This is a genomic window from Micromonospora sp. NPDC005413, from assembly GCF_040606435.1.
Taxonomy (GTDB): Bacteria; Actinomycetota; Actinomycetes; order Mycobacteriales; family Micromonosporaceae; genus Micromonospora.
Window position 1 is genome coordinate 38,305 of record NZ_JBEXEV010000020.1, and the last position, 22,492, is coordinate 60,796.

General features: G+C 72.3%; 23 protein-coding genes and 1 riboswitch. Of the genes, 5 read left to right on the top strand and 18 right to left on the bottom strand.

Translation table 11 applies throughout. The features are described 5' to 3' along the window. The first annotated feature begins 82 nt into the window (after positions 1-82). Genes ABZS37_RS20685 through ABZS37_RS20695 form a run of 3 tightly spaced genes read left to right on the top strand, consistent with a single transcriptional unit; the run spans position 83 to position 2,534 of the window. Positions 83-946, top strand: a complete 864-nt coding sequence (locus ABZS37_RS20685; protein ID WP_355171170.1) for an ABC transporter substrate-binding protein — start codon at positions 83-85, stop codon at positions 944-946. Then, entirely contained in the window at positions 943-1,788 is an 846-nt protein-coding gene (locus ABZS37_RS20690; RefSeq protein ID WP_355171172.1) for an amino acid ABC transporter permease, read from the top strand. The genes ABZS37_RS20685 and ABZS37_RS20690 overlap by 4 nt, the downstream gene beginning before the upstream one ends. 2 nt (positions 1,789-1,790) lie before the next feature. Continuing rightward, positions 1,791-2,534: an amino acid ABC transporter ATP-binding protein gene (locus ABZS37_RS20695; RefSeq protein ID WP_355171266.1), complete on the top strand. Its 744-nt coding sequence runs from the start codon at positions 1,791-1,793 to the stop codon at positions 2,532-2,534. 58 nt (positions 2,535-2,592) lie between these two features. On the opposite strand, the gene ribH is transcribed toward ABZS37_RS20695, so the two are convergent. From ribH to rpe, 7 genes are all read right to left on the bottom strand, one after another. Beyond that, the gene (gene ribH, locus ABZS37_RS20700) at positions 2,593-3,090 is read right to left on the bottom strand and encodes a 6,7-dimethyl-8-ribityllumazine synthase (RefSeq protein ID WP_355171268.1); all 498 of its coding nucleotides are present in this window, start codon (positions 3,088-3,090) and stop codon (positions 2,593-2,595) included. A gap of 2 nt (positions 3,091-3,092) precedes the next feature. Next, the gene (locus ABZS37_RS20705) at positions 3,093-4,358 is read right to left on the bottom strand and encodes a bifunctional 3,4-dihydroxy-2-butanone-4-phosphate synthase/GTP cyclohydrolase II (RefSeq protein WP_355171174.1); all 1,266 of its coding nucleotides are present in this window, start codon (positions 4,356-4,358) and stop codon (positions 3,093-3,095) included. 151 nt (positions 4,359-4,509) lie between these two features. Then, positions 4,510-5,196, bottom strand: coding sequence for a nicotinamide riboside transporter PnuC (gene pnuC / locus ABZS37_RS20710; RefSeq protein ID WP_355171176.1), 687 nt, complete (start codon positions 5,194-5,196; stop codon positions 4,510-4,512). Beyond that, the gene (locus ABZS37_RS20715) at positions 5,196-5,840 is read right to left on the bottom strand and encodes a riboflavin synthase (protein ID WP_355171178.1); all 645 of its coding nucleotides are present in this window, start codon (positions 5,838-5,840) and stop codon (positions 5,196-5,198) included. Before ABZS37_RS20715 ends, pnuC begins: the two co-directional genes overlap by 1 nt. A 1-nt stretch (position 5,841) precedes the next feature. Then, positions 5,842-6,903 (bottom strand): bifunctional diaminohydroxyphosphoribosylaminopyrimidine deaminase/5-amino-6-(5-phosphoribosylamino)uracil reductase RibD, encoded by a 1,062-nt coding sequence (ribD, locus tag ABZS37_RS20720; protein WP_355171180.1) that lies wholly within the window; start codon positions 6,901-6,903, stop codon positions 5,842-5,844. Positions 6,904-7,069: 166 nt separating this feature from the next. Continuing rightward, positions 7,070-7,240: riboswitch (FMN riboswitch) on the bottom strand. Between the two features lie 78 nt (positions 7,241-7,318). Continuing rightward, a complete protein-coding gene (locus ABZS37_RS20725; protein ID WP_355171270.1) occupies positions 7,319-8,392 on the bottom strand; it encodes a response regulator in 1,074 nt (357 codons plus the stop codon). Next, complete coding sequence (gene rpe / locus ABZS37_RS20730; RefSeq protein ID WP_355171182.1) at positions 8,277-8,957, bottom strand: ribulose-phosphate 3-epimerase; 681 nt, start codon at positions 8,955-8,957, stop codon at positions 8,277-8,279. The genes ABZS37_RS20725 and rpe overlap by 116 nt, the downstream gene beginning before the upstream one ends. Positions 8,958-9,211: 254 nt before the next feature. Here rpe and ABZS37_RS20735 point away from each other — a divergent pair, with 254 nt between their 5' ends. Together ABZS37_RS20735 and ABZS37_RS20740 are read left to right on the top strand one after the other, a co-directional pair. Then, complete coding sequence (locus tag ABZS37_RS20735) at positions 9,212-10,102, top strand: septum formation family protein (protein WP_355171184.1); 891 nt, start codon at positions 9,212-9,214, stop codon at positions 10,100-10,102. An 83-nt stretch (positions 10,103-10,185) separates the two neighbouring features. Beyond that, positions 10,186-11,076: a septum formation family protein gene (locus ABZS37_RS20740; RefSeq protein WP_355171272.1), complete on the top strand. Its 891-nt coding sequence runs from the start codon at positions 10,186-10,188 to the stop codon at positions 11,074-11,076. 48 nt (positions 11,077-11,124) lie between these two features. Here the strand turns inward: ABZS37_RS20740 and ABZS37_RS20745 are convergent, their stop codons facing one another. From ABZS37_RS20745 to mihF, 11 genes are all read right to left on the bottom strand, one after another. Then, positions 11,125-12,603 carry a transcription antitermination factor NusB gene (locus ABZS37_RS20745; protein WP_355171274.1) on the bottom strand — a complete coding sequence of 493 codons (1,479 nt, stop codon included), beginning with the start codon at positions 12,601-12,603 and terminating at the stop codon, positions 11,125-11,127. Continuing rightward, positions 12,558-13,484 (bottom strand): methionyl-tRNA formyltransferase, encoded by a 927-nt coding sequence (gene fmt / locus ABZS37_RS20750; RefSeq protein ID WP_355171186.1) that lies wholly within the window; start codon positions 13,482-13,484, stop codon positions 12,558-12,560. The genes ABZS37_RS20745 and fmt overlap by 46 nt, the downstream gene beginning before the upstream one ends. 5 nt (positions 13,485-13,489) lie before the next feature. Further along, on the bottom strand, positions 13,490-14,047 hold the full coding sequence (def, locus tag ABZS37_RS20755) for a peptide deformylase (RefSeq protein ID WP_354993655.1): 558 nt from the start codon (positions 14,045-14,047) through the stop codon (positions 13,490-13,492). A 45-nt stretch (positions 14,048-14,092) separates the two neighbouring features. Next, positions 14,093-15,361 carry a cytochrome P450 gene (locus ABZS37_RS20760; protein ID WP_355171188.1) on the bottom strand — a complete coding sequence of 423 codons (1,269 nt, stop codon included), beginning with the start codon at positions 15,359-15,361 and terminating at the stop codon, positions 14,093-14,095. Positions 15,362-15,495: 134 nt separating this feature from the next. Next, positions 15,496-16,476 carry an AAA family ATPase gene (locus ABZS37_RS20765; protein WP_355171190.1) on the bottom strand — a complete coding sequence of 327 codons (981 nt, stop codon included), beginning with the start codon at positions 16,474-16,476 and terminating at the stop codon, positions 15,496-15,498. Positions 16,477-16,734: 258 nt separating this feature from the next. Further along, positions 16,735-18,654 carry a primosomal protein N' gene (locus tag ABZS37_RS20770; RefSeq protein WP_355171192.1) on the bottom strand — a complete coding sequence of 640 codons (1,920 nt, stop codon included), beginning with the start codon at positions 18,652-18,654 and terminating at the stop codon, positions 16,735-16,737. A 59-nt stretch (positions 18,655-18,713) separates the two neighbouring features. Then, positions 18,714-19,907: a methionine adenosyltransferase gene (metK, locus tag ABZS37_RS20775; protein WP_204944578.1), complete on the bottom strand. Its 1,194-nt coding sequence runs from the start codon at positions 19,905-19,907 to the stop codon at positions 18,714-18,716. Between the two features lie 87 nt (positions 19,908-19,994). Then, positions 19,995-21,203 (bottom strand): bifunctional phosphopantothenoylcysteine decarboxylase/phosphopantothenate--cysteine ligase CoaBC, encoded by a 1,209-nt coding sequence (gene coaBC, locus ABZS37_RS20780; protein WP_355171194.1) that lies wholly within the window; start codon positions 21,201-21,203, stop codon positions 19,995-19,997. A 14-nt stretch (positions 21,204-21,217) separates the two neighbouring features. After that, positions 21,218-21,481 (bottom strand): DNA-directed RNA polymerase subunit omega, encoded by a 264-nt coding sequence (rpoZ, locus tag ABZS37_RS20785; RefSeq protein WP_074318577.1) that lies wholly within the window; start codon positions 21,479-21,481, stop codon positions 21,218-21,220. A gap of 64 nt (positions 21,482-21,545) precedes the next feature. Further along, entirely contained in the window at positions 21,546-22,079 is a 534-nt protein-coding gene (locus tag ABZS37_RS20790; protein ID WP_355171196.1) for a guanylate kinase, read from the bottom strand. Positions 22,080-22,104: 25 nt separating this feature from the next. Then, on the bottom strand, positions 22,105-22,422 hold the full coding sequence (mihF, locus tag ABZS37_RS20795; RefSeq protein WP_112584585.1) for an integration host factor, actinobacterial type: 318 nt from the start codon (positions 22,420-22,422) through the stop codon (positions 22,105-22,107). Between the last annotated feature and the right edge of the window lie 70 nt (positions 22,423-22,492).

Genomic DNA, 22,492 nt, shown 5'->3' on the forward strand with positions numbered 1-22,492 from the left:
GGAACCCAGCAAGCGGACAATTTCCTATCAGCATGGTGGGACAATCTTCGATCGATGCCCATGGAGCTCTACGCTGTCCGCCATGGCCAGCAGCTCACGTCTCCTCGCGCTCACCCTCGCCGGTGCCGTCGTCGTAGCCACCGCCGGATGCGCGCCACAGGACGAGGAACCGACCCCCACCGTCACCGCATCGCCGTCCTGCGCCAAGGACAGTCTGCCCACTCGTACGCCGGGCAAGCTCACCATCGCCACCGATCAGCCCGCATACGAGCCGTGGTTCTCGAAGGACAAGCCGGACAACGGTGAGGGCTTCGAATCCGCCGTCGCGTACGCGGTGGCCGAGAAGCTCGGCTACGCCCGCGCCGATGTCACCTGGGCCCGGGTCAAGTTCGACACCGCGATCGCGCCCGGACCCAAAGACTTCGACTTCGACATCAACCAGTTCTCCATCACCGAGGAGCGCAAGCAGGCGGTCGACTTCTCCGCGCCGTACTACCTCGTACGGCAGACGGTCATCGCGTTGAAGTCCTCGAAGATCGCCGGCCGGACGTCGTTGGCCGATCTCCGTGACGCCCGGCTCGGCGCCCAGGTCGGCACCACCAGCTACCAGGCGATCACCGACGTGATCAAGCCGACTGCCAAGCCGCAGGTCTACAACAGCAACGACGACGCCAAGAAGGCCCTGCAGAACGGGCAGCTGGACGGTCTCGTGGTGGACCTGCCGACCGCCTTCTACATCACCGGCGCGGAGATCACCGACGCGATGATCGTCGGGCAGGTGCCGCGGGTCGGCACGCCCGAGGCGTTCGGGTTGCTGCTCGACAAGAACTCGCCGTTGACCTCCTGCGTGACCGGCGCGGTCGGTCAGCTCAGTGAGGCGGGCATGCTGACCCAGTTGGAGCAGAAGTGGCTCGCGCAGGTGGCGGGGGCGGCCGAGCTGCGGTGACCCTTCTGGATCACGTTCCCTCCGAGGCACAGCTGCGGCGCTCGGCGTACCGGCGTCGGCAGACCGTCTACAGCGTGCTGGTCGCGGCCTCGTCCACGGCGGCGCTCGGCACGCTGCTGGTCATCGCGGTGACGGGTGCACCCGGCTGGGACCGCGTCCGGCAGTCGTTCCTGGACCCGGAGATCGCCCGGGACGCGCTGCCGGCGGTGCTGAGCGGGCTCTGGCTCAACGTACGTCTGCTGGTCTGCTGTGCGGCCGGCGCGCTGGTGTTCGGGCTGGTGATCGCGGTGCTGCGGACGCTGCGTGGCCCCATCTTCTTCCCGGTCCGGGCACTGGCCGCCGGCTACACCTACACCTTCCGGGGCCTGCCGCTGATCATCGTGCTCTACCTGCTCACCCTCGGCGTGCCCGGGCTGCGTCTGCAGGGCATGCCGCCGGTGCTGGTGCTCGGTGGGCTCGCGTTGGTCCTCACCTACGGCGGCTACCTCGCCGAGGTGTTCCGGGCCGGGATCGAGTCGGTGCATCCCAGCCAACTCGCCGCGGCCCGCTCGCTGGGCCTGACCTACCGGCAGACGATGCGGCACGTGGTCCTGCCACAGGCCGTCCGTCGGGTGGCGCCACCCCTGCTCAACGACGTGGTGGCGTTGCAGAAGGACGTCGGGCTGGTCTCGCTCGCCGGGCCGATCGACGCGGTCCGCGCCGCCCAGATCGCCACCGCCCAGTCGTTCAACTACACGCCGTACGTCGTGGCGGGGGTGCTCTTCGTGCTGCTCGCGATCCCGCTGATCGCGGTCACCGACTGGGTGACGCTGCGGGCGGCCCGCCGACAGTCGGGAGGATGACCATGGCACTGCTGCGCTGCCGGGGCCTGCGCAAGGAGTTCGCCGGCCACGTCGTGCTCGACCAGCTCGATCTGACCGTCGCCGAGCACCGGGTGGTGGCCCTGATCGGTGCGTCCGGGTCCGGCAAGTCCACCCTGCTGCGGTGTGTGAACCTGCTGGAGGAACTCGACGACGGCACCATCGAGCTGGACGGGGAGGACATCTCCGATCCCCGCGTGGACCCGGACCGGGTTCGTCGGCGGATCGGCATGGTGTTCCAGGCGTACAACCTCTTCCCGCACCTGAGCGTGTTGGAGAACATCACCCTCGCGCCGCGCCGCGTACACCGGCGGGCACGGGCGGAGGCGGAGGCGCAGGCCCGGGAGCTGCTCGACCGGGTGGGGCTTGGCGCCAAGGCGGACGCCTACCCGGACCGGCTCTCGGGCGGGCAGCAGCAGCGGGTGGCGATCGTCCGGGCGCTGGCGAACTCACCTCGACTGATGCTGCTTGACGAGGTGACCTCCGCGCTGGACCCGGAACTCGTCGGCGAGGTGCTGACGATGATCCGGGACCTGAAGGCCGACGGTATGACCATGGTGCTGGCCACCCACGAGATGGGCTTCGCCCGGGAGGTCGCCGACGAGGTCTGCTTCCTCGACGCGGGGCGGGTCATCGAGAGCGGCCCGCCCGAGCAGGTGCTCGGCGAGCCGACCCAGCCTCGCACCCGGCAGTTCCTCCACCGGATCATCGAGGCCGGTCGCCTCTGAACACCGGTCGGCTCTGAACACCGGTCGGCTCTGAAGACCGGTCGCCTCGGAAGACCGGTCAGCCGCCGAAGCCGACCCGCTGCCCGTTGGTGGCCAGCGTACGGACGGCCAGCGCGGCGTCGAGCGCGGCGACGGTGGCCGACCAGCCCTTGTCCTCCGCCGAGCCGGGCAGACCGGCCCGGTCCCGGGCCTGCTCGATGGTCTCCACGGTCAGCACCCCGTGCGCCACCGGCTTGCCCTCGTCCAGCGCCACCCGGGTCAGCCCGTCGGTGACCGAGCGGCAGACGTAGTCGAAGTGGGCGGTGGCACCGCGGACCACCACGCCGAGGGCGACAACCACGTCGCAGCGGCGCGCGAGGGCCTGGGCGACCACCGGCAACTCGACCGAGCCGGCGACCCGGGCCACCACGGCCCGCGCCCCGCACGCCTCGGCGGCAGCCACCGCGCGCTCCAGCATGTGGTCGGTCAGCTCACCGTGCCAACGGGCGGCCACCACCCCGACGGTCATCCCGGCCGCGTCCACCGCGTCGACGCCCGGCTCCCCGAAACCCGCCATCGTCATGCTCCGATCTCGTCGTTGGCGACCGGACGCCCCATCGGAGCCTCGGTCACCTCGTCCAACTCGTCCAGCAGGTGACCCATCCGGTCCCGCTTGGTGCGCAGGTAGCGCAGGTTCTCCGGGTGCGCGCCGGCCGGCAGCCCCTCCCGGCCGGTGATGGTCAGGCCGTAGCCCTCCAGCCCGGCCCGCTTCGCCGGGTTGTTGGTCAGCAGCCGCATCGAACGCACGCCCAGGTCGTACAGGATCTGCGCGCCGGTGCCGTAGTCGCGGGCGTCGGCCGGCAGGCCCAGGTCGAGGTTGGCGTCGACGGTGTCGCGGCCCAGATCCTGCAACTGGTACGCCTGCAGCTTGTGCAGCAGCCCGATGCCGCGCCCCTCGTGGCCGCGTACGTAGAGCACGACGCCCCGGCCCTCCTTCGCGACCCGGGCCAGCGCGGCGTCCAACTGCGGTCCGCAGTCGCAGCGCAGTGAGCCGAACACGTCCCCGGTCAGGCACTCGGAGTGCACCCGGACCAGCACGTCCTGGCCGTCGCCGAGGTCGCCCAGCACCATCGCGATGTGCTCGGCCGGGTCGTGCTCGGCGCGGTAGCCGAGCGCCCGGAACACCCCGTGCCGCGTCGGCATGCGGGCGTCGGCGACCAGCTCGACCTGCTTCTCGGTACGTCGCCGGTAGGCGATCAGGTCGGCGATGGTGATCAGCGTGAGGCCGTGCTCGGCGCAGAACTTCTCCAGGTCCGGCAACCGCATCATGGTGCCGTCGTCGTTGATCAGCTCGCACAGCACACCCGCCGGGCGCAACCCGGCCAGCCGGGTCAGGTCCACCGACGCCTCGGTGTGCCCCGGCCGGCGCAGCACCCCGCCCTCGCGGGCCCGCAGCGGCACCACGTGCCCGGGCCGGGCCAGGTCGGTCGGGTCGGTGGCGGCGTCGGCGAGCAGCCGGATGGTGTGGGCACGGTCGGCCGCGGAGATGCCGGTGCTGATCCCCTCCCGGGCGTCCACCGTCACCGTGTACGCGGTGCCGCGCCGGTCCTGGTTGGTGTGGTGCATCGGCGGCAGGTCGAGCCGGTCGGCCTCGCTCTCGGTCAACGGCACGCAGACGTACCCGGAGGTGTAGCGCACCATGAACGCCAGCAGCTCCGGCGTGGCCAGCTCGGCCGCGAAGATCAGGTCGCCCTCGTTCTCCCGGTCCGCGTCGTCGACCACGACAACCGGCCGACCGGCCGCGATCTCCGCAACCGCCTGCTCGATATCCGCAAAGCTGCTCATGCCGCCACTCCGCTTCGCCGAACGGTCCGAGCCCTGGCCGGGTCGGTCTGTCCCGGCACGACCATGCGACCTCGGCCGGGGATCGGACTGTGAGCAGTGGCGTCATGAGGCACCATGGCGCTGGACCTGATGATTCGCTCGCTGCGCTCGCTCATGCGACGGCCTCCGTGTAGATGGGGCGTACAGGGGTCGGCCTGGTGGCGCGCGAGGTGCGCCACCAGGCGGCGAAGCCCCAGGCGCAGAGGGCGCCGTAGATGAGGTACATGACCGCCGACGGGTAGAACCCGCCGCGCAGCAGCAGCGGCACGCCGACCGCGTCCACGGCGATCCAGAGCAGCCAGAACTCCACCCAGCCGCGGGCCATGCCGTACGTGGCCAACAGGCTGCCGGTGAGGATCCAGGCGTCGGGCAGCGGACCCCACGAGCCCAGCGCGGCGAGCACCGGGTACGCCGCGGCGGTGCCGACCACGGCGGCCAGCAGCATCACCAGTCGCTCCCGCCCGGTGGCCCAGCGTGGGACGACCGCCGCCTGCCCGGCGTCGGCGCGACGGTTTCGCTGCCAGCGCCACCAGCCGTAGACGCTGACCGCGAAGAAGAACACCTGTCGGCCGGCCTGCCCGTACAGGTCGTGTTCCTGCGGGGTGGTGAACACCCCGCCGAGGAAGACGGTGAGGAGCAGCGCGTTACCGATCATGCCGACCGGCCACGCCCAGACCAGCCGGCGCAGCCCGAGCAGCGCGGAGACCAGCCCGAACCCGTTGCCGACGATCTCCCGGACCAGCACCGGCGAGCCGGCCACCTGCACCTGGGCGTCCAGCAGCCAGCCGAGCGGGCCCATCAGGCAACCCCGTCCGTGCTGGAGGCCATCCCGTGAGCGTCGGTGTCGGTGAGCCGGGCGCCGAGCAGCCGCTCGACGTACTTGGCCACCACGTCGACCTCCAGGTTGACCGGGTCGCCGACACCCTTCGCGCCGAGCGTGGTCAGCTTGAGCGTGGTCGGGATCAGCCCGACGGCGAACTGGTCCGTGCCCACCTCGGCCACGGTCAGTGAGACGCCGTCGATGGTGATCGAGCCCTTCTCCACCACGTACCGGGCCAGGGCGGCGGGCAGCCGGAACCGGACGGTCTCCCACTGCTCGGCCGGCTCCCGGGAGATCAGCTCGCCGACCCCGTCCACGTGCCCCTGCACCAGGTGCCCGCCGAGTCGACTGCCCAGTGCGGCGGCCCGCTCCAGGTTGACCGGGTCGCCGGGGCGCAGCGCGCCCAGCGCGGAGCGGCGCAGCGTCTCCCCCATCACGTCGGCGGTGAAGGTTCCGTCGGCGACCTCCACGACGGTCAGGCACACGCCGTTGACCGCGATGGAGTCGCCGTGCCGGGCGTCGGAGGTGACCAGCGGGCCGCGTACGGCGACCAGCGCCGAATCGCCCGCCGTGGGCGTCACCTGGACGATCTCGCCCAGCTCCTCGACAATGCCGGTGAACATGTCAGCCCTCCCTTTTGCGGGGCAAAGCGGTGATCCGGAGATCCGGACCGATCTGCGTAACGTCGACGAACTCCAGATCGATGGCCTCGGCGATGGTGTTCACTCCCGCGTCGACCAGGGCGGTCGGGCCGGCGCCGAGCAGCCGGGGCGCGACGTACCCGACGATCTTGTCGACCAGGCCGGCTTCCAGGAACGCGCCGGCCAGCCGGGGGCCGCCCTCCAGCAGCACCGCGCGGATCCCGCGCTCGTGCAGCGCCGCGAGCAGCGCCGGCAGGTCGACCCGGCCGTCCGGGCCGGCGCCGACCTCGTCGGTGGTCGCGATCCACGTGCGTGCGGCGCCGTCGCGGACCCGGGCGTCAGCCGGGGTACGCCCCGAGCTGTCCACCACGACCCGCAGCGGCTGCCGGATGGCCAGGCTGCCGTCGCGCAGGTTGCGGGCGGTCAGCCGGGGATCGTCGGCGAGCACGGTGCCCACCCCGGCGAGCACCGCGTCGACCGTGCCGCGCAGCGCGTGCACGTCGATCCGGGCCGCCTCCGAGGTGATCCACATGCTGGTGCCGTCCGCCGCGGCGGAGCGCCCGTCGAGCGTGGCGGCGTACTTCCAGATCACGTACGGCCAGCCCCGGCGCATCGAGGTCAGCCACGCGACGTTGCCGGCCTCGGCCTCGTCACCGCGTACCCCCAGATCAACTCGGACCCCGGCGGCGCGCAAGGTGGCGGCGCCGCCGGAAGCGACCGGGTTGGGGTCGGGTACGGCGATGACCACACGGCCCACCCCGGCCTGGACGAGCGCGGAACTGCAGGGGCCGGTGCGACCGGTGTGATTGCAGGGTTCCAGAGTGACGATCGCGGTGCCGCCCTTGGCCCGCTGCCCGGCCTGAGCCAGGGCGACGATCTCGGCGTGCGGCCCGCCTGCGTACGCGTGGAAGCCCTCACCCACGACCTGGCCGTCGTCGTCGAGCAGCACGCAACCGACCACCGGGTTGGGGCTGGTGGTGCCGAGCCCGCGCGCCGCCAACTCGATCGCACGCCGCATCGCCTCGTCGACGGAGACGCTGGCCATCGCGCTGCCCCTGCCCTCTCACTCGCCGTCCGCGCGCGGGCGGTCAGGGAGGCTGCGGCCATGGGGCCGCGGGCAGGCGGAGGCGGATTCCGGGAACGGCACAGCCGCCCCCGGGGGGTCGGCACGGCACGCTGAAGCCAGCGGCCGGCTCGGACCCGTCCGTCCCGCGCGCTGTCTCCCATCCGGACTTTCTGGGCGCGGACGAACCGCCCCCAACCGTCGGCCCCGGATTTTCACCAGGTCCACCGGGCGGCAGAGCCGTCCGGGTCGCGGGCTGACCACGGTTGGACCGTGGATCACCGCCGGTTCGGAATTTCACCGAGTCCCGCCAGCGCGTGGTGGGTACAACGGAAGTCTTACACGCCGATCCGGGTGCGCCGCCACCTGGGCGAGCTACTTCACAGCGGTATCACGCTCAGGTGACGCCGCGACGCCGGTCCACCGCCACGTACGAGCCCGGCTGACTCTTGGCCACGGTCTTCATCTCCGAGGCCACCGCGATCGCCTCGAGGGGGTCGGTGAACCGCTTCCCAGCGTCGGAGAGGGACACCCCGATGGAGAGTGTGACCAGGGCGGCGCGACGGATGTTGCCGCGCCGGTCCTTCAGCTCGACGAAGCCGCGCTCCCGGTCGGTCGCGTCGTAGAGCGTGTCGGCGACCTTCTCGAAGTCGACCACCGCTGCGGACGTCAGCGGGCGGACCTGGTCCGGGGCGCAGACGATCACGAAGTCGTCACCGCCGACGTGGCCGAGGAAGGCCGGTGGCAGCCCCACCGCCACCACGGCCCGGTGCAGGCTGCGGGCCAGCGCCGAGATGAAGTCGTCGCCACGGACGAAACCGTAGCGGTCGTTGACGCTCTTGAACCGGTCGATGTCGATGTAGCCGACCGCGTAGTCCACGCCGTGCCGGACCCGGTCGCTGATCTCCCGACGGATCCGGCTGTTGCCGGGCAGCCCGGTCAGCGGGGAGACCTCCCGGAACTCCTTGTTGCGCCGCAGCGTGGACGAGACCCGGGCCACCAGCTCGGCGGTGTCGAACGGCTTGACCAGGTAGTCGTCGGCGCCGGCGCTGAGCCCGTGCACCTTGTCGACGGTCATGCCCTTGGCCGTCAACATGATCACCGGCAGGGCGGAGGTCATCGGGTCGGCGCGCAGCCGCCGGGTCAGCTCCAGCCCGTCGATCCGGGGCATCATGAGGTCGACCACCGCCAGGTCCGGCCGCTGGCGCTCGATGACCTCGAGGGCCTCCTGGCCGTCGCTGGCGTGGATCACCTCGAACCCGTGCAGCCGCAGGTTGAACTCGACGAAACGAGCGATGTCCTCGTCGTCGTCGACGACGAGGATGATGTCCTTACGGTCGCCGTCGGGTTCCACCTCAGGCCCCGGGAGCCGCGCGTTCCGCCAGTGCCCGCAGGTGGCGTACCGCCTCCGCCGGGTCGGCGGCGCCGTAGACGGCGGTGCCGGCCACGAACGCGTCGGCGCCCGCGGCAGCCGCCTGCTCGATGGTGTCGGCGGCGATCCCGCCATCCACCTCGATGCGCAACTCCAGGTGCCCGGCCGATACGTGCCGGCGGGCGGTGCGCACCTTGTCCAGCAACTGCGGGACGAACCGTTGCCCACCGAAACCGGCCTTGATCGTCATGATCAGCAGGGTGTCGAAGCTGGGCAGCAGGTCCAGGTACGGCTCGATCGGAGTGTCCCGGTCGATGGCCAGGCCAGCCTTCGCACCGGCCGAACGCAAATCCTTGGCCAGCGCCACCGGGTCGTCGGACGCCTCCGCGTGGAAGGTGACGTTGTACGCCCCGGCGTCGGCGTAACCGGGGGCCCACCGGCGCGGATCCTCGATCATCAGATGCACGTCGAACGGCATCGCGGTGACAGCCCGCAGGCTCTGCACCACGGGCAGTCCAATGGTCAGGTTCGGCACGAAGTGGTTGTCCATCACATCGACGTGCAACCAGTCCGCGGCGTCCTCGACGGCACGGACTTCTTCGGCGAGGCGGGCAAAATCGGCGGCCAGGATGCTTGGCGCGACGATCGGCGGCGGTACGGTCACGGGGCCAGTGTACGAACGTGGTCACCCGCCCCCCGCATCGCGGCACCAACGGGGACGCGCTGTGATCCATCAGTGACCACTGGTGCAGAATTGGTCACTCCGGACCGTGAAATCCGGACGAACAGACATCAGCGGCTGGCCGATCGACGGAAACGCGACGACACTCCAACGGGGACGGTGCCTAGGCCGCACGCCCCGCCGGGTTCTCGCCGCGGGGCGCGGCGACCGGCCGCCAGCTCCCGGAAGGGCGGACGATGCGACGGTGGATTCCAGCGCTGGTGCTGGCCGGCGTCACGACGATGCTGCTGGCCGGCTGCGGGCCCGCGCGGGGCGCGGACGGCGATCTCACCGACGACTGGCCGGCGCTGCGGGCCCCGAAGCCGTTCGCCCCCGCCACCGACACGTGTCTGCCCCGGATCACCTCCGTCGTGCAGGCCAGCACGTACGAGACGGTGGACTGCGCGCGTAACCACCTGGCCGAGGCCATCCACGTCGGCACCTTCGTCGGGCCCGACGCACTGTCCGAGACCCGGCCCGAACCCGGGTCGTCGGCGCTGCGCACGGCCCGCGCCGAGTGCGACCAACGGTCCCGGGAGGTGCTCGGTGGCGACTGGCACACGGCCCGACTCACCCTGTCCCTCGCGCTGCCCTCCGTGCCGGCCTGGGCCGGCGGCGCGCGCTGGTTTCGCTGCGACCTCAGCGAGACCGGCAGCATCGACAACACCCGCCCGGTGAACCGCACCGGCAGCCTGCGCGGCGCGTTGATCGGCGACACCCCGCTGACGCACCGCTGCTTCGACCCGAAGCTGATCGGCGACAACCTCAACTACATGGCGCCGGTGCTCTGCACGGAGCCGCACCGCGCCGAGTTCGTGGGCGTCTACGAGGAGCGCGACGTGACCTGGGCGGAGTTCACCCGCTCCGCCGACCAGGCACACAAACGCTGCATGGCGTTGATCGCCGAGTACGCGGCCGTGCCGAACAACAGCGACCTGCCGTACCGGGCCGGGTCCATCTACTACCCACCGTCGCAACGGGAGTGGGAGGAGGGTGATCGTGGAGTGCGCTGTTTCCTGTGGAGCGACGACCGCAAACTCACCCGCTCGATGCGCGGCGCCGGGCCAGAGGGACTACCCGCGATCTGAGCATCGGTGCCGTATGCTGCTGCGCCGTGGCGCTACCGACCGGCTGGGTCCGGCTGGAGGCCACCAGCGGCGGGAGGTCGGGGATGCGACGGTGGTTGGCGGCGTTCGCCGGAGGTACGGCCCTGGCCCTGGCGCTGGCCGGGTGCGGCGTACCCGCCGGAGTCGACCGTGATCTCGTCGACGACTGGCCGGCGCCCGTCGCGGCGCAGCAGTTCGTTCCCGCCGCCGACGTCTGCCACCAGACCTCCCAGCAGGTCGGCTTCCTGTCCGGCTACAACCCGACGGCGTGCACCGAGTCGCACCGGGTGGAGACCGTGCACGTCGGCACGCTCACCGGCCCGGGTGCCGAGCGCGACAGGCCCCCGCAGCTCGGCTCGGTGGGTATGCGTACCGCGCAGGCAGCGTGCGACAAGGAGGTCAACAAGGCGGTCGGCGCCGACTGGCGTTCCGGGCGGCTCGGCCTGACGGTCGTGCTGCCGTCGCCGCCGGCCTGGGCGGGCGGGGCCCGCTGGTACCGCTGCGACGTCACCGAGATCGCCAGCATCGACGACACGGCGGTCGACCTGCGCACCGGCAGCCTCCGGGGTGCGCTGACCGGCGCCTCGCCGCTGGCGTACCGCTGCTTCGAACCGAAGCTGATCAAGGACGACATCGACGAGATGGTGCCGGTCTCCTGCACCGCGAAGCACCACGCCGAGTTCGTCGGGGTCTGGCAGGCCCCGGACATCAGCTACGACGAGTTCTCCCGCACCATCAAGCGGACCCACCGGGCCTGCCAGACGATGATCGCCAAGTACGCCAAGGTGCCGGACAACTCCCAGCTTGAGTTCCGCGCCGGGACGATCTACTACCAGCCGTACGAGGATGAGTGGAAGAACGGCAACCGTGGCGTGCAGTGCTTCCTCTGGATCAGCGACCGCAACCTGACGCGCTCGATGAAGAACGTCGGCACCAAGGGCCTCCCGGTCACCTGAGCGCCTGCGAATCCGGCCGGTCGGGTGACCGGCCGGATGCGTGTCACATCAGCCTCGACGCAGGACGGCGAGGAACATGGCGTCGGTGCCGTGGCGATGCGGCCAGAGCTGCACGGTGGGCCCGTCGCCCAGACCGGGCATGCCGGCCGGCAGCAGCGGCCGGGCGTCGACGAAGTCCACCGGCACCCCGCTACGACGAGCCGCCTCGGTCACCGTCACGTGCGTCTCGACCGTGTGCGGCGAGCAGGTGACATAGGCGACCACGCCACCCGGGCGGACCGCCCGCAGCGCCGCGCCGAGCAACTCCCGTTGCAGCCGGGTCAACGGCGGCAGGTCCGACGGTTGGCGGCGCCAGCGCGACTCCGGCCGACGCCGCAACGAGCCCAGCCCGGTGCACGGGGCGTCCACCAGCACCCGGTCGAAGTGCTGCTCGGGCAGCTTCGGGTCGGCGCCTACCTCACGGCCGTCCATGGCCAGCACGGCCACCGGCAGGCCCCGGGTCGCCAGGGAAACCAGCCGGGCCCGGTGCTCGGCCACCTCCACCGCGGTCACCCGCGCACCACGCTGCGCGGCCAGCGCGCCGAGCAACCCGGCCTTGCCGCCCGGGCCGGCGCACAGGTCAAGCCAACGCCCGTCCGGGCCGTCCAACGGCGCGTCGGCGAGTGCGGCGGCCACCAACTGGGAGCCCTCGTCCTGGACGTGGGCACGGCCGTCGACCACCGCCGGCACGTCGCCCGGCGCACCGCCGGGCAGGTAGACGGTGTACGGCGAGAAGGCGCCGGGCGCCCCGCCGACCTGGTCGGCCAGCTCGATCGGGTCGATCAGCCCGGGCCGGGCACACAGGTGCACCGGCGGGCGCTCGTTGTCCTCGATCAGGAGGCGGGCCGTGTCACCCAGATCGCCGTCGAGCGCCTCGGAGAAGGCCCGCACGATCCACTGCGGATGGCTGTACGCCACCGAAAGGTGCCCGACCGGGTCGGTCTCCATCGGTGGGGCGAGCTTCGCCACCCAGGCGTCCGCGTCACGGGTGGACACCTCGCGCATCACGGCGTTGGCGAAGCCACTGGCACCGGGCGCGACCGAACGGACCAGGTCCACCGTCGACGAGACCGCGGCGTGCGCCGGCACCCGGGTGTGCAGCAGTTGGTACGCCCCGATCCGCAGCGCGTCGCGTACCGGCGGGTCGATCCGGGCCACGTCCCGGCCGGCCGCGTCGGTCAGGATCGCGTCCAGGGTGCCCAGGTGGCGCAGGGTGCCGTAGGTCAGCTCGGTGGCGAAGGCCGCGTCCCGGCCGAACAGCCCCTCCTCCCGCAGGATGATGGGCAGCACCAGGTTGGCGAACGCGTCGTCGCGGTGCACCGCCGCCACCGCCTCGTACGCCGCGCGGCGCGGTCGGTCCGTCGGTGGCCGGACCGGACGGCGGTCCCCGCCACGATTGGCCGACGGGCCGGAGCGCGTGGGGCGCGTCCCCTCGGGGGCCGTCACGCGAAGTCCTCGCCGGTGCCGACCCGGACGCCACGCGCCCAGTCGGTCGCGGCCATTGCCCGCTTGCCGGCGGCACGGACCTCGCCGAGGCGCACCGGCACGGTGGCCGTTCCGGCCAGCACTCGCGACTTCTCCACCAGCAACTCCCCCGGCTTCAACTCTGGGCCGTCGGGCACCGGCACGACCGGGCCGAGCTTCACCCGCTCACCCCGGAACATCGTCCAGGCGCCCGGGGCCGGGGTGCAGGCCCGGAGCCGGCGATCCACGGCGAAGGCCGGGTCACTCCAGCGCACTCGGGCATCGTCCACGGTCAGCTTCGGCGCCAGCGACACCCCGTCGACGGGCTGTGGCTCGGCCCGGGCGGTGCCGTCGGCGATCGCGTCGAGCACCGCCACCAGCAGCCCGGCACCGGAATCGGCGAGCCGCTCCAGCAGGTCACCGGAGGTGTCGGCGGCGCGGATCTCGTCGGTCAGGGTGCCGTAGACCGGGCCCGTGTCCAGGCCCTGCTCCAGTTGGAAGACACTGGCCCCGGTCAGCTCGTCACCGTGCAGCACCGCGTGCTGCACGGGCGCGGCGCCCCGCCACGCGGGCAGCAGGGAGAAGTGCAGGTTGATCCAGCCGTACCGGGGGATCTCCAGGGCCGCCGGCGGCACCAACGCGCCGTAGGCGACCACCGGCACGCAGTCCGGCTCAAGCTCGCGCAGCCGGTCGAGGAACTCCGGGTCGCGGGGGCGGGCCGGCGTGAGCACCTCGACGCCGTGCTCGTCGGCCCACTCGCCGACCGGGGAGCGGGACAGACCACGTCCGCGCCCGGCGGGCGCGTCGGGCCGGGTGACCACGGCGACCAGCTCGTGCCGGGAGGCGGCGACGGCGGCCAGGGCGGGAACGGCGACGGCCGGCGTACCGGCGAAGATCACGCGCATTCGGGTCACCGCCCCAGACCGAAGGGGTCGCTGATGTGCGGGCTCAGCTTGACCGTCGGCGGGGCTGCCCCGTCGTACCACTCGGCCTGGCGGATCGCCTTCATGGCTTCCTTGCGCCCCTCCGGATCCAGCCGGTCGAGGAAGAGCACCCCGTCGAGGTGGTCGGTCTCGTGCTGCACGCAGCGCGCCATCAGGCCGCTGCCGACGATCTGCACGGGATCGCCGAAGGCGCTGAAGCCCTTGGCGACGACGTTCTGCCGACGCTTGGTGTCGAAGTAGAGCCCGGGGATGGACAGGCAGCCCTCCGGGCCGTCCTGCTCCTCCTCGTCGGGAAACTCGAGCACCGGGTTGATCAGGTGCCCGAGCACGTCGTCGACGTCGAAGGCGAACACCCGCAGGCTCACACCGAGCTGCGGCGCGGCCAGGCCGGCGCCGTTCTGCTCACGCATCGTGTCGGTAAGGTCGGCGACGAGCCGACGCAGCTCGGCGTCGAAGTCGACCACCGGATCGGCCGGCGTGCGCAGCACCGGATCCCCAAACAGACGGATGGGCTGGACGGTCACGCGGGATGGCTCCTTCATGGGTGGGACGAGCGGTGCCGTACCAGTCTACGGAGTGCCCGGCTGCGCGCCGGCCGGCGTACCTCGATCGACCACCGCCGGTGTGCCCAGCGTCACCGGAATGCTCTCGTAACCACGCAGGGTGAGCCGGGTGCGGTGCCGGGGGGCCTTGGCCAGGGCCAGCTCGGGCAGGCGGCGCAGCAGCATCGGAAAGGCCAGCTGCGCCTCCAGGCGGGCCAGACCGGCGCCGAGGCAGTAGTGCGGGCCGGCACCGAAGGAGAGCGGGTGCGCCTGCTCACGGGTCGGGTCGAAGCGCTGCGGGTCAGGGAACCGTCGGGGGTCCCGGTTGGCCGCGCCGAGCAGCAGCAACATGGTGCTGCCGGCCGGCAGGTCGAGCCCGCCGCAGCGCACCGGCGCGGTGCTGGTCCGGGTGGTCAACTGCACCGGGGAGTCGTAGCGCAGCAGCTCCTCGACGTACGTCGGGGCGAGGTCGGGATCGGCGCGCAGCGTGGCGGCGGCCTCGGGGTGACCCAGCAGCACGACAAGGCCGTTGCCGAGCAGGTTGGTGGTGGTCTCGAAGCCGGCGACCAGCAGCACCACCAGGTTGGCCAGCAACTCGGCGCCGGTGAGCCGCTCACCGTCGGCGTCGTGCACCTGGACCAGCGCGGTGGTCAGGTCGTCGGCGGGCTTCCGGCGCCGGGCGACGACCAGCTCGACGAAGTAGTCCCTCAGCTCGGTGGCGCCCGCGTCGGCGACGGCCAACTCCTCGGGGGTGATCTCCGGCTCCAGCACCCCGGTCATGTCACCAGCCCAGCGGCGAAACAGCGGCCGGTCCGCCGCCGGCACGCCGAGCAGTGCGCAGATCACGCCCACCGGCAACGGGTACGCGAAGTCGGCCAGCACGTCGACCGGCGCGCCGCTCCCGGCCCGGGCCACCATCGTGTCGAGCAGCTCCTCGGCCTGGGCGCGCACCACGTCACGCATGCCGGCGACCCGACGCGGGCTGAACGCGCCGGAGGCGAGCCGACGCATCCGGCTGTGATCGGGCGGGTTGGTCCGCAGCATGGAGCGGGCGATCGACGACACCGCCGGGCTCTCGCGCCAGTTCGGCCAGACCTGGTCTCGCAGCGCGTCGTCCAGCACCCCGAGGCGGGGGTCGCGCAGCAGCTCGTCGATTTCCGGATAACCGGTCACCACGTACAGGCCCGGCATGGCCTGCACCACTGGCCCGTGCGCGCGCAGTCGCTCGTACGTCGGGTACGGGTCGATACGCCCCTGCGGCGACATGAGCAGTGTGAGCGCCTCGGCAGCGTCCATGGCTGGCCTCCCCGTCGATGCGTCGGAGGCTCCATCATCCCGGTGCCGGCCGTTCCCGGCAGCCCCCGCGACGGGGGAAGTCGGCGCGGGCCGGGTCCCGCGCCGGGCTCAGCCCGGCGCGGGGAACGAACCCGTCAGGCGCCGACGCCCGGGTCCCCGGCGAGCACCGCGTCGCCGCGGAGCAGCGCGGGCTCGGGCAGCGGCAGCTCGATCTTGTGAGCCGCCTCCCAGTCGTAGACCAGGCCGGGGCGCACCTGGGCGGCGAAGTAGTCGATCGCGGTCATCCCACCCACCACCGGCTCGTCGACCTCGGCGACCAGGTGGGCGGGGACCAGGGTGAAGCCGTTCTGCAGGGCCGCGCTGAGCCGGCGGTGACCGTCGACGACGAAGAAGTACTCACCGGTGAACCCGATCTTCAGCGGCTCCAGCGCCTCATCACCGGCCTCGGCCACGTCGCCGACGAAATCGGTGTCCCACAGACCCCGCAGGGTGGCGATGTCGTCGGTCGGGTAGACCCGGGCCGGATCCAGCAGCAGCAGCGGCCCGTCCCGCAGCACCTCGGCGCCGAGGGTGCCCTCGTACGCGGCGATGATGTGCTCGATCACCTCGGTGGCGGAGGCCCGGGTGGTGTCGCAGATCAGGTCGTAGTTGCGCAGTCGGGCCTTGTCCACCCCGTAACGGATGATGAACCGGCTGCGCTCGCTCGCGCTGCGCTCACGGAGCTTGGCCTTCGCCTCCTCCAGCGAGGCGTAGCTCTCCGCCGGCCCGGAGGGGCGGGCAAGCACCCGGCGGGCCGCCTCGCCCGGCTCGGTGATCATGTGAATCTTGAGCGCGTCGGTGAAGAAGTGCCAGGCCAGCCGGGAATCCATGATCAGGGGCTCACCGGAGGCGGCGATGTCCCGTTGGAGCTGGTCGACGTAGCCGTCGACGGCCTGGTCGAGCTCGGCGTGCAGGTTGAGCTGCAGAGCGGTCATCTGCCGCTGCTGCGCCATCTCCCGGTAGAGGTCACCCACGCTGACCCGGCGCATCCCGAGCCGCTTGGCGATCTCCACCGACACGGTGCTCTTGCCGCTGCCGAGGTCGCCGTTGAAGACGATCGATTGTCGAACGGTCACGACTGGCCCACCTCTGATAACCGGCTGTTTGACATCATCGACATCGCGTCCGACCGCGGCGTTCCCGCCACCGTCGTGCCATCCTCCGGCGACTCCAGCTCGGCCCGCCCGTCTCACGCAGTGCCGTGACCTGGAGCCGTCGTACGCCCGGCATGACGGGCGATGCTACCACTCTGCCGCCAGCGCTTTGCCGGACGCGGTGTGCGAGGGCCACCCCTGCGGACCAGGTCCGTCGGGCGTCGGCACCAGCCGAAACCGTCAGAACAGGCTCAGCGGATCGACCTGGAGACGAACCGGATCGGCGGCCTTGCGGGCGGCCCGTGCCCCGGCGGCGGAGTGCAACGCCTCGGCAAGCGCGGCGGCCCGTGCCCGGGGCACCCGGACCAGCATCCGCTCCCGACCCTCCTCGGCCGGCACCGGCCCGAGCACCTCGGCGTCGTCAGGCAGCCGGGCCGCGGCGAGCAGGTCGGCCACCGCCTCTGCCAGGCCGGTGACGCTCGCCATGCGTACCGCCGGCGGAAAGCCCAGCTCCCGGCGCTCGGCCAGCTCCCGGCCGGCGAACCAGGCGGCGTCCCAGCGCAGCAGCGCCTGCACCGGGGCGAGCGCGCCGTCGGCGACCACCACCACCCGGCCGGCCGGTGCCGGGCGGGCCAGGGCCGCCGCGGCCAGCCAGCGGCGCAGCGCCTCCTCGCCGGCGCGCAGGTCGGCCCGGGTCAGCAGAGCCCACGAGTCGAGCAACAGCACCGCGCCGTAGCCGCCCTCGGCGACCGGCTCGGCACCGGGCGTGGCCACCACCAGGGCCGCGCCGCCGGGCACGTCGGTCAGCACCTCCTCGCGCCCCGAGGTCCGCACCGCCACGCCGGGGAACGCCCGACCCAGCTCCTCGGCGGTCCGCCGCGCGCCGGTCACCGCGGCCCGCAGCCGCCGCCCACCGCACTCTGGACAGGCGTACGCGGCGGCCACCCGAGCGCACCACCGGCAGGCCGGGGTGCCGCCGGCCGACGGCAGCGCGAGCGGGCCGGCGCAGTGCGCGCAGCGAGCCGGGGTGCGGCACTCGGCGCAGGAGATCGAGGGCAGGTAGCCACGCCGGGGCACCTGCACCAGCACCGGCAGGTCCTGCCGGATGGCGTCGCGGGCAGCCGTCCAGGCCAGGCTGGGCAGCCGGGCGGTGGCGGCCCCGGGGTCGCGGGCCAACTGCGGGTCGTCACCGGTCGGCGCGATGGCCGGGATCCGGGCCCGCACGGTCGCCCGGTCGGCGACCACCTCCCGGGCCCAACCGGTCTCCAGGAGCAGCTGCGTCTCGGCGGTGCGGGCGTACCCGCCGAGCAGCGCGCCTGCCTCGGCGAGCTGAGCGCGGGTGAGCAGCACGTCGCGGGCGTGCGGGTAGGGAGCGCGAGGCTCGGAGTGCAGGTCGTCGCCGTCGTCCCAGATGGCGACCAGGCCGAGGCGGTCCACCGGGGCGAACATCGCCGCTCGGGTGCCGATCACCACCGGCACCTCCCCGCGCCGGGCGGCGAGAAACGCCCGGTAGCGCCGGGCCGGCCCGAGCGCGGCGGTGAGGCTGACGTGTCGTCCCGGGCCGAGCACAGCGGTGAGCGCGGCGTCGAGGCGATCGAGGTCGCGGGCATCGGGCACCACGACCACCGCGCCGCGTCCTCCGGCGACGGTGGCGGCCACCGCGTCGGCGTAGCGGGCCGCCCAGTCCTCGCCGGGCAGCGCCGACCAGACTGCGCGGGGCGCCCGGCCGTCGGTGAGCGCGCGCAGCAGGGGCGGGCCGGTCGGGTAGTCCCGCCACCCGCGCGGGTCGACCGCCTCGACCTCGGCGGTCGCGACCGTCGGGGTCGGGTGCTCGTCGCGAGGCTCCTTCTCGACCCGCGCGTGCCGGGGTGGCACGGCGAGTCGGAGCACGTCGGCGAGGCTGCCCGCGTACCGGTCGGCGACCGCCCGGGCCAGCCGGGCGACCTCGGGCGCCAGCACCGGCTCCGGCGAGACGACCTTCTCCAGGTACGCGAGGCGGCCGGTGTGCCCGGAGTCGTCGGCGCGCGACAGCAACCACCCGTCGACGAGTTGCCCGGCGAAGCGCACCTTCACCCGGGTGCCGGGCACCGCCACCTCGTCCAGCTCCGCCGGCACCAGGTAGTCGAACGGCCGGTCCAGGTGCGCCAGCGGGACATCCACGCAGACGCGCGCGACCGGCGACCCGTCCGCGGGTCGCCGGTCGCTACGCGTGGTGGCGGTCAGGCTCCCGCGGCCGACTTGAGGTCGGCGGCCCGGTCGGTGCTCTCCCAGGTCAGGTCCGGCAGCTCCCGGCCGAAGTGGCCGTACGCTGCGGTCTGCTGGTAGATCGGACGGAGCAGGTTGAGGTCCCGGATGATCGCGGCCGGGCGCAGGTCGAACACCTCGGTGACGGCCTTCTCGATCGAGGAGACCGGCACGGTCTCGGTGCCGAACGTCTCGATGAACAGGCTCACCGGGTGCGCCTTGCCGATGGCGTACGCGACCTGCGCCTCGCACCGCTCGGCGAGACCGGCGGCGACCACGTTCTTGGCCACCCAGCGCATGGCGTACGCGGCCGAGCGGTCCACCTTGGACGGGTCCTTGCCGGAGAACGCGCCGCCGCCGTGCCGGGCGTACCCGCCGTACGTGTCGACGATGATCTTGCGGCCGGTCAGCCCGGCGTCACCCATCGGGCCGCCGATCTCGAACCGGCCGGTCGGGTTGACCAGCAGCCGGTAGCCGTCGGTGTCCAGACCGAGGCTCTCCAACTCCGGGGCGATCACGTGGTCGCGCACGTCCGGGGTGAGCAGCGAGTCGAGCGAGATGTCCGCGGCGTGCTGGCTGGACACGACCACGGTGTTCAGCCGGACCGGGCGCAGCCCCTCGTACTCGATGGTCACCTGGGTCTTGCCGTCCGGCCGCAGGTAAGGGATCGTGCCGTCCTTGCGGACCGCGGCGAGACGGCGGGCCAGCCGGTGCGCCAGCGCGATCGGCAGCGGCATCAGCTCGGGCGTCTCCGAGCAGGCGAAGCCGAACATCATGCCCTGGTCGCCGGCGCCCTGGGCGTCCAGCGCGCTCTCCGAAGCCCCGGTACGCAGCTCGAAGGCATTGTCCACGCCCTGCGCGATGTCCTCGGACTGCGCGCCGATGGAGACGCTGACCCCGCAGGAGGCGCCGTCGAAGCCCTTCTTCGACGAGTCGTAGCCGATGTCGAGGATGGTCCGGCGGACGATCGTCGGGATGTCGGCGTACGCCTTGGTGGTCACCTCACCGGCGATGTGTACCTGGCCGGTGGTGATCATGGTCTCCACCGCCACCCGGCTGTGCGGATCCTCGGCCAGCAGCGCGTCGAGGATGCCATCGCTGATCTGGTCGGCGATCTTGTCCGGGTGGCCTTCCGTGACCGATTCGGACGTGAAGAGACGGCGTGTCACGGCACTCCTAAGCGTGTGAGGTCGTTCCGCGGCAGTCTAATCACCACTGCGGCCGGTGTCGGGATCGGTCGCGCCCTGTACCACCCATCAGGAGCGGCCGGTCAGCCGCGTCACGACGAGATCCCACACGGCGTCGGCCACATCCTCCTTGGCCTGCTCGGGCAGTCGGCTGACCGAGCCGTCCGCGCCGATGACCGTCACCGTGTTGGTGTCGGCGCCGAAGACCAGGTCCGGACCGACCTCGTTGACCACGATCAGGTCGGCCCGCTTCCGGGCGAGTTTCGCCCGGCCGTTGGCCTCGGCATCGCCGGTCTCGGCGGCGAACACCACCAGCAGTTGCTCCGGTCGTTTGCGCTGGCCGAGCTCCGCGGCGATGTCCGGGTTCGTGACGAGCTCGATGGTGGGCGCGACACCATCGTCCGACTTCTTGATTTTGCCAGGCGCGTACGTCGCCGGCCGGAAATCGGCCGGAGCCGCCGCCATCACCACCGCGTCGGCCTCGACGGCGGCCTTCAACGTCGCCTCCCGCAACTCGCCGGTGGTGCCCACCCGGATCAGGTCGACGCCAGCGGGGTCGGGAAGGGAGACGTTGGCCGCGATCAGGGTGACCCGGGCGCCCCGGGCGACCGCCGCTCGGGCGAACGCGTAACCCTGCTTGCCCGAGGAGCGGTTACCCAGGAAGCGGACCGGGTCCAACGGCTCCCGGGTGCCACCCGCGGTGACGACCACCCGGCGGCCGGCCAGGTCGGCGGGGGCGGAGTCGCCCCGGGCCAGGACCCGACGGGCGACGGCGAAGATCTCCGCCGGGTCGGGCAGCCGACCCTTGCCGGTGTCGACGCCGGTGAGTCGGCCGACGGCCGGCTCGATGACCCGGACACCCCGAGCGCGCAGCGTGGCGACGTTGGCCACGGTGGCCGGGTGCTCCCACATCTCGGTGTGCATGGCCGGGGCCAGCAGCACCGGGCAGCGGGCGGTCAGCAGGGTGTTGGTGAGCAGGTCGTCGGCGAGCCCGTGCGCGGCCTTGGCGAGCAGGTTGGTGGTGGTCGGTGCGACCACCACCAGGTCGGCCTGCTTACCGAGCCGGACGTGCGGCACCTCGTGGACGTCGGTCCAGACGTCGTCGGCGACCGGCTGGCCGGAGAGCGCCGCCCAGGTCGGCGCCCCAACGAACCGGAGCGCCGACGCGGTCGGCACGACCCGCACCTGGTGGCCCGATTCGGTGAAGAGTCGCAGCAGCTCACACGCCTTGTAGGCGGCGATGCCGCCGCCGACCCCGAGGACGATCGAGGGGGACATCGGCCGTGGAGGGCTTACGGCTGGTCGGTCGGCTCAGCGGTGAGCAGGCCCCCGTTGATCTCGCGCATGGCGATGGAGAGGGGCTTCTCCTGTGGGGTGGTCTCGACGAGCGGGCCGACGTACTCGAGCAGACCCTCACCAAGCTGGCTGTAGTAGGCGTTGACCTGGCGCGCGCGCTTGGCCGCGAAGATGACCAGCGCGTACTTCGACGTCGTCTTCTCGAGGAGCTCGTCGATCGGCGGGTTGGTGATGCCTTCGGGGTTGGCGATGGATCCCACGAATTAACCTCTGCGTCTTTCGAGCCGCGCGGACGCGGTGCTGAGTCTCAATGGCGGCCGACCGTCAGCCGCGCACGCGCGACCAGGCCGGATCCGGATAAGAAGAACCGAGTAAGCCTACCAGCTCATCAACCACCCGACCGGTGCGGTCGTGGGTCAGCGTGTGCTCGAACGCGGCCGCCACGGCGGCGTCGGGTCGGTACCCGGGCGGGCTCAGCAGCACCAACCGGGAATCGGGCAGGCGCGCACGGACCAGCGGAGCGCCGGCCAGGTCGAGCGGGAGCAGCACCGACTGCCCGGCGTCGAGCCGGGCGCGCAGTGGTGGGTACGGGGTGCCCCGGCGGTACGAGCCGATCCGGGACCACTCCAGCAACTCGCCGGCGGCGACCCTGCGATCGAAATCGGCGGGGGCGAGGAAGACACGGTCGACCTCGTCGATCTCCGACTCCCGGCGCGGACGGGTGGTTGCCGGCACCGGGATCCACACGGACGGAGAACGCGCCCGGACGAGCTCGACGACACTCTCCCTGCCGGAACCCGAAGGTCCAGCCAGGACAGTGAGCCGAGCCGCCGGGCGCGCCTCGTCATCCGTGCTCACTGCTTGTTTCTACACGCTGCCAGGTTCAGTTGGCAGCGAACTCTCCAAGCAGTGCCTTGCGCTGCTGCTCGCCGAGGCCGCGCAGGCGACGGCTGTCGGCGATCTTGAGCTTCTCCATGATCTGGGTAGCCCGGATCTTGCCGATGCCCGGCATGGCCTGCAGGACGGCCGAAACCTTGAGCTTGCCCACGACGTCGTCGTTCTCGGCTCGCTCAAGGACAGCACCGAGGGTGGTCTTGCCCTGCTTGAGCTGCTCCTTCAGTTGAGCACGGGCCTTGCGGATCTCCGCGGCCTTCTCGAGCGCGGCAGCGCGTTGTTCGGGGGTCAGTGACGGGAGCGGCACCAGTTCTCCTCAGGTCCCTATCGCGGCGGGCGGGGCGCACCGCCGCATCTGTGAAACGTGGTGTCGCTGT

Bases quoted from the DNA above. Each gene is read 5' to 3' on its own strand.
- fmt (WP_355171186.1), bottom strand. From the start codon at position 13,484: ATGCGCGTGATCTTCGCCGGTACGCCGGCCGTCGCCGTTCCCGCCCTG.
- ribH (WP_355171268.1), bottom strand. From the start codon at position 3,090: ATGGCGGGTTTCGGGGAGCCGGGCGTCGACGCGGTGGACGCGGCCGGG.
- ABZS37_RS20695 (WP_355171266.1), top strand. From the start codon at position 1,791: ATGGCACTGCTGCGCTGCCGGGGCCTGCGCAAGGAGTTCGCCGGCCAC.
- ABZS37_RS20760 (WP_355171188.1), bottom strand. From the start codon at position 15,361: ATGGACGCTGCCGAGGCGCTCACACTGCTCATGTCGCCGCAGGGGCGT.
- ribD (WP_355171180.1), bottom strand. From the start codon at position 6,903: ATGGCCAGCGTCTCCGTCGACGAGGCGATGCGGCGTGCGATCGAGTTG.
- ABZS37_RS20715 (WP_355171178.1), bottom strand. From the start codon at position 5,840: ATGTTCACCGGCATTGTCGAGGAGCTGGGCGAGATCGTCCAGGTGACG.
- ABZS37_RS20740 (WP_355171272.1), top strand. From the start codon at position 10,186: ATGCGACGGTGGTTGGCGGCGTTCGCCGGAGGTACGGCCCTGGCCCTG.
- ABZS37_RS20705 (WP_355171174.1), bottom strand. From the start codon at position 4,358: ATGAGCAGCTTTGCGGATATCGAGCAGGCGGTTGCGGAGATCGCGGCC.
- coaBC (WP_355171194.1), bottom strand. From the start codon at position 21,203: ATGTCCCCCTCGATCGTCCTCGGGGTCGGCGGCGGCATCGCCGCCTAC.
- ABZS37_RS20685 (WP_355171170.1), top strand. From the start codon at position 83: ATGGCCAGCAGCTCACGTCTCCTCGCGCTCACCCTCGCCGGTGCCGTC.
- pnuC (WP_355171176.1), bottom strand. From the start codon at position 5,196: ATGGGCCCGCTCGGCTGGCTGCTGGACGCCCAGGTGCAGGTGGCCGGC.
- ABZS37_RS20735 (WP_355171184.1), top strand. From the start codon at position 9,212: ATGCGACGGTGGATTCCAGCGCTGGTGCTGGCCGGCGTCACGACGATG.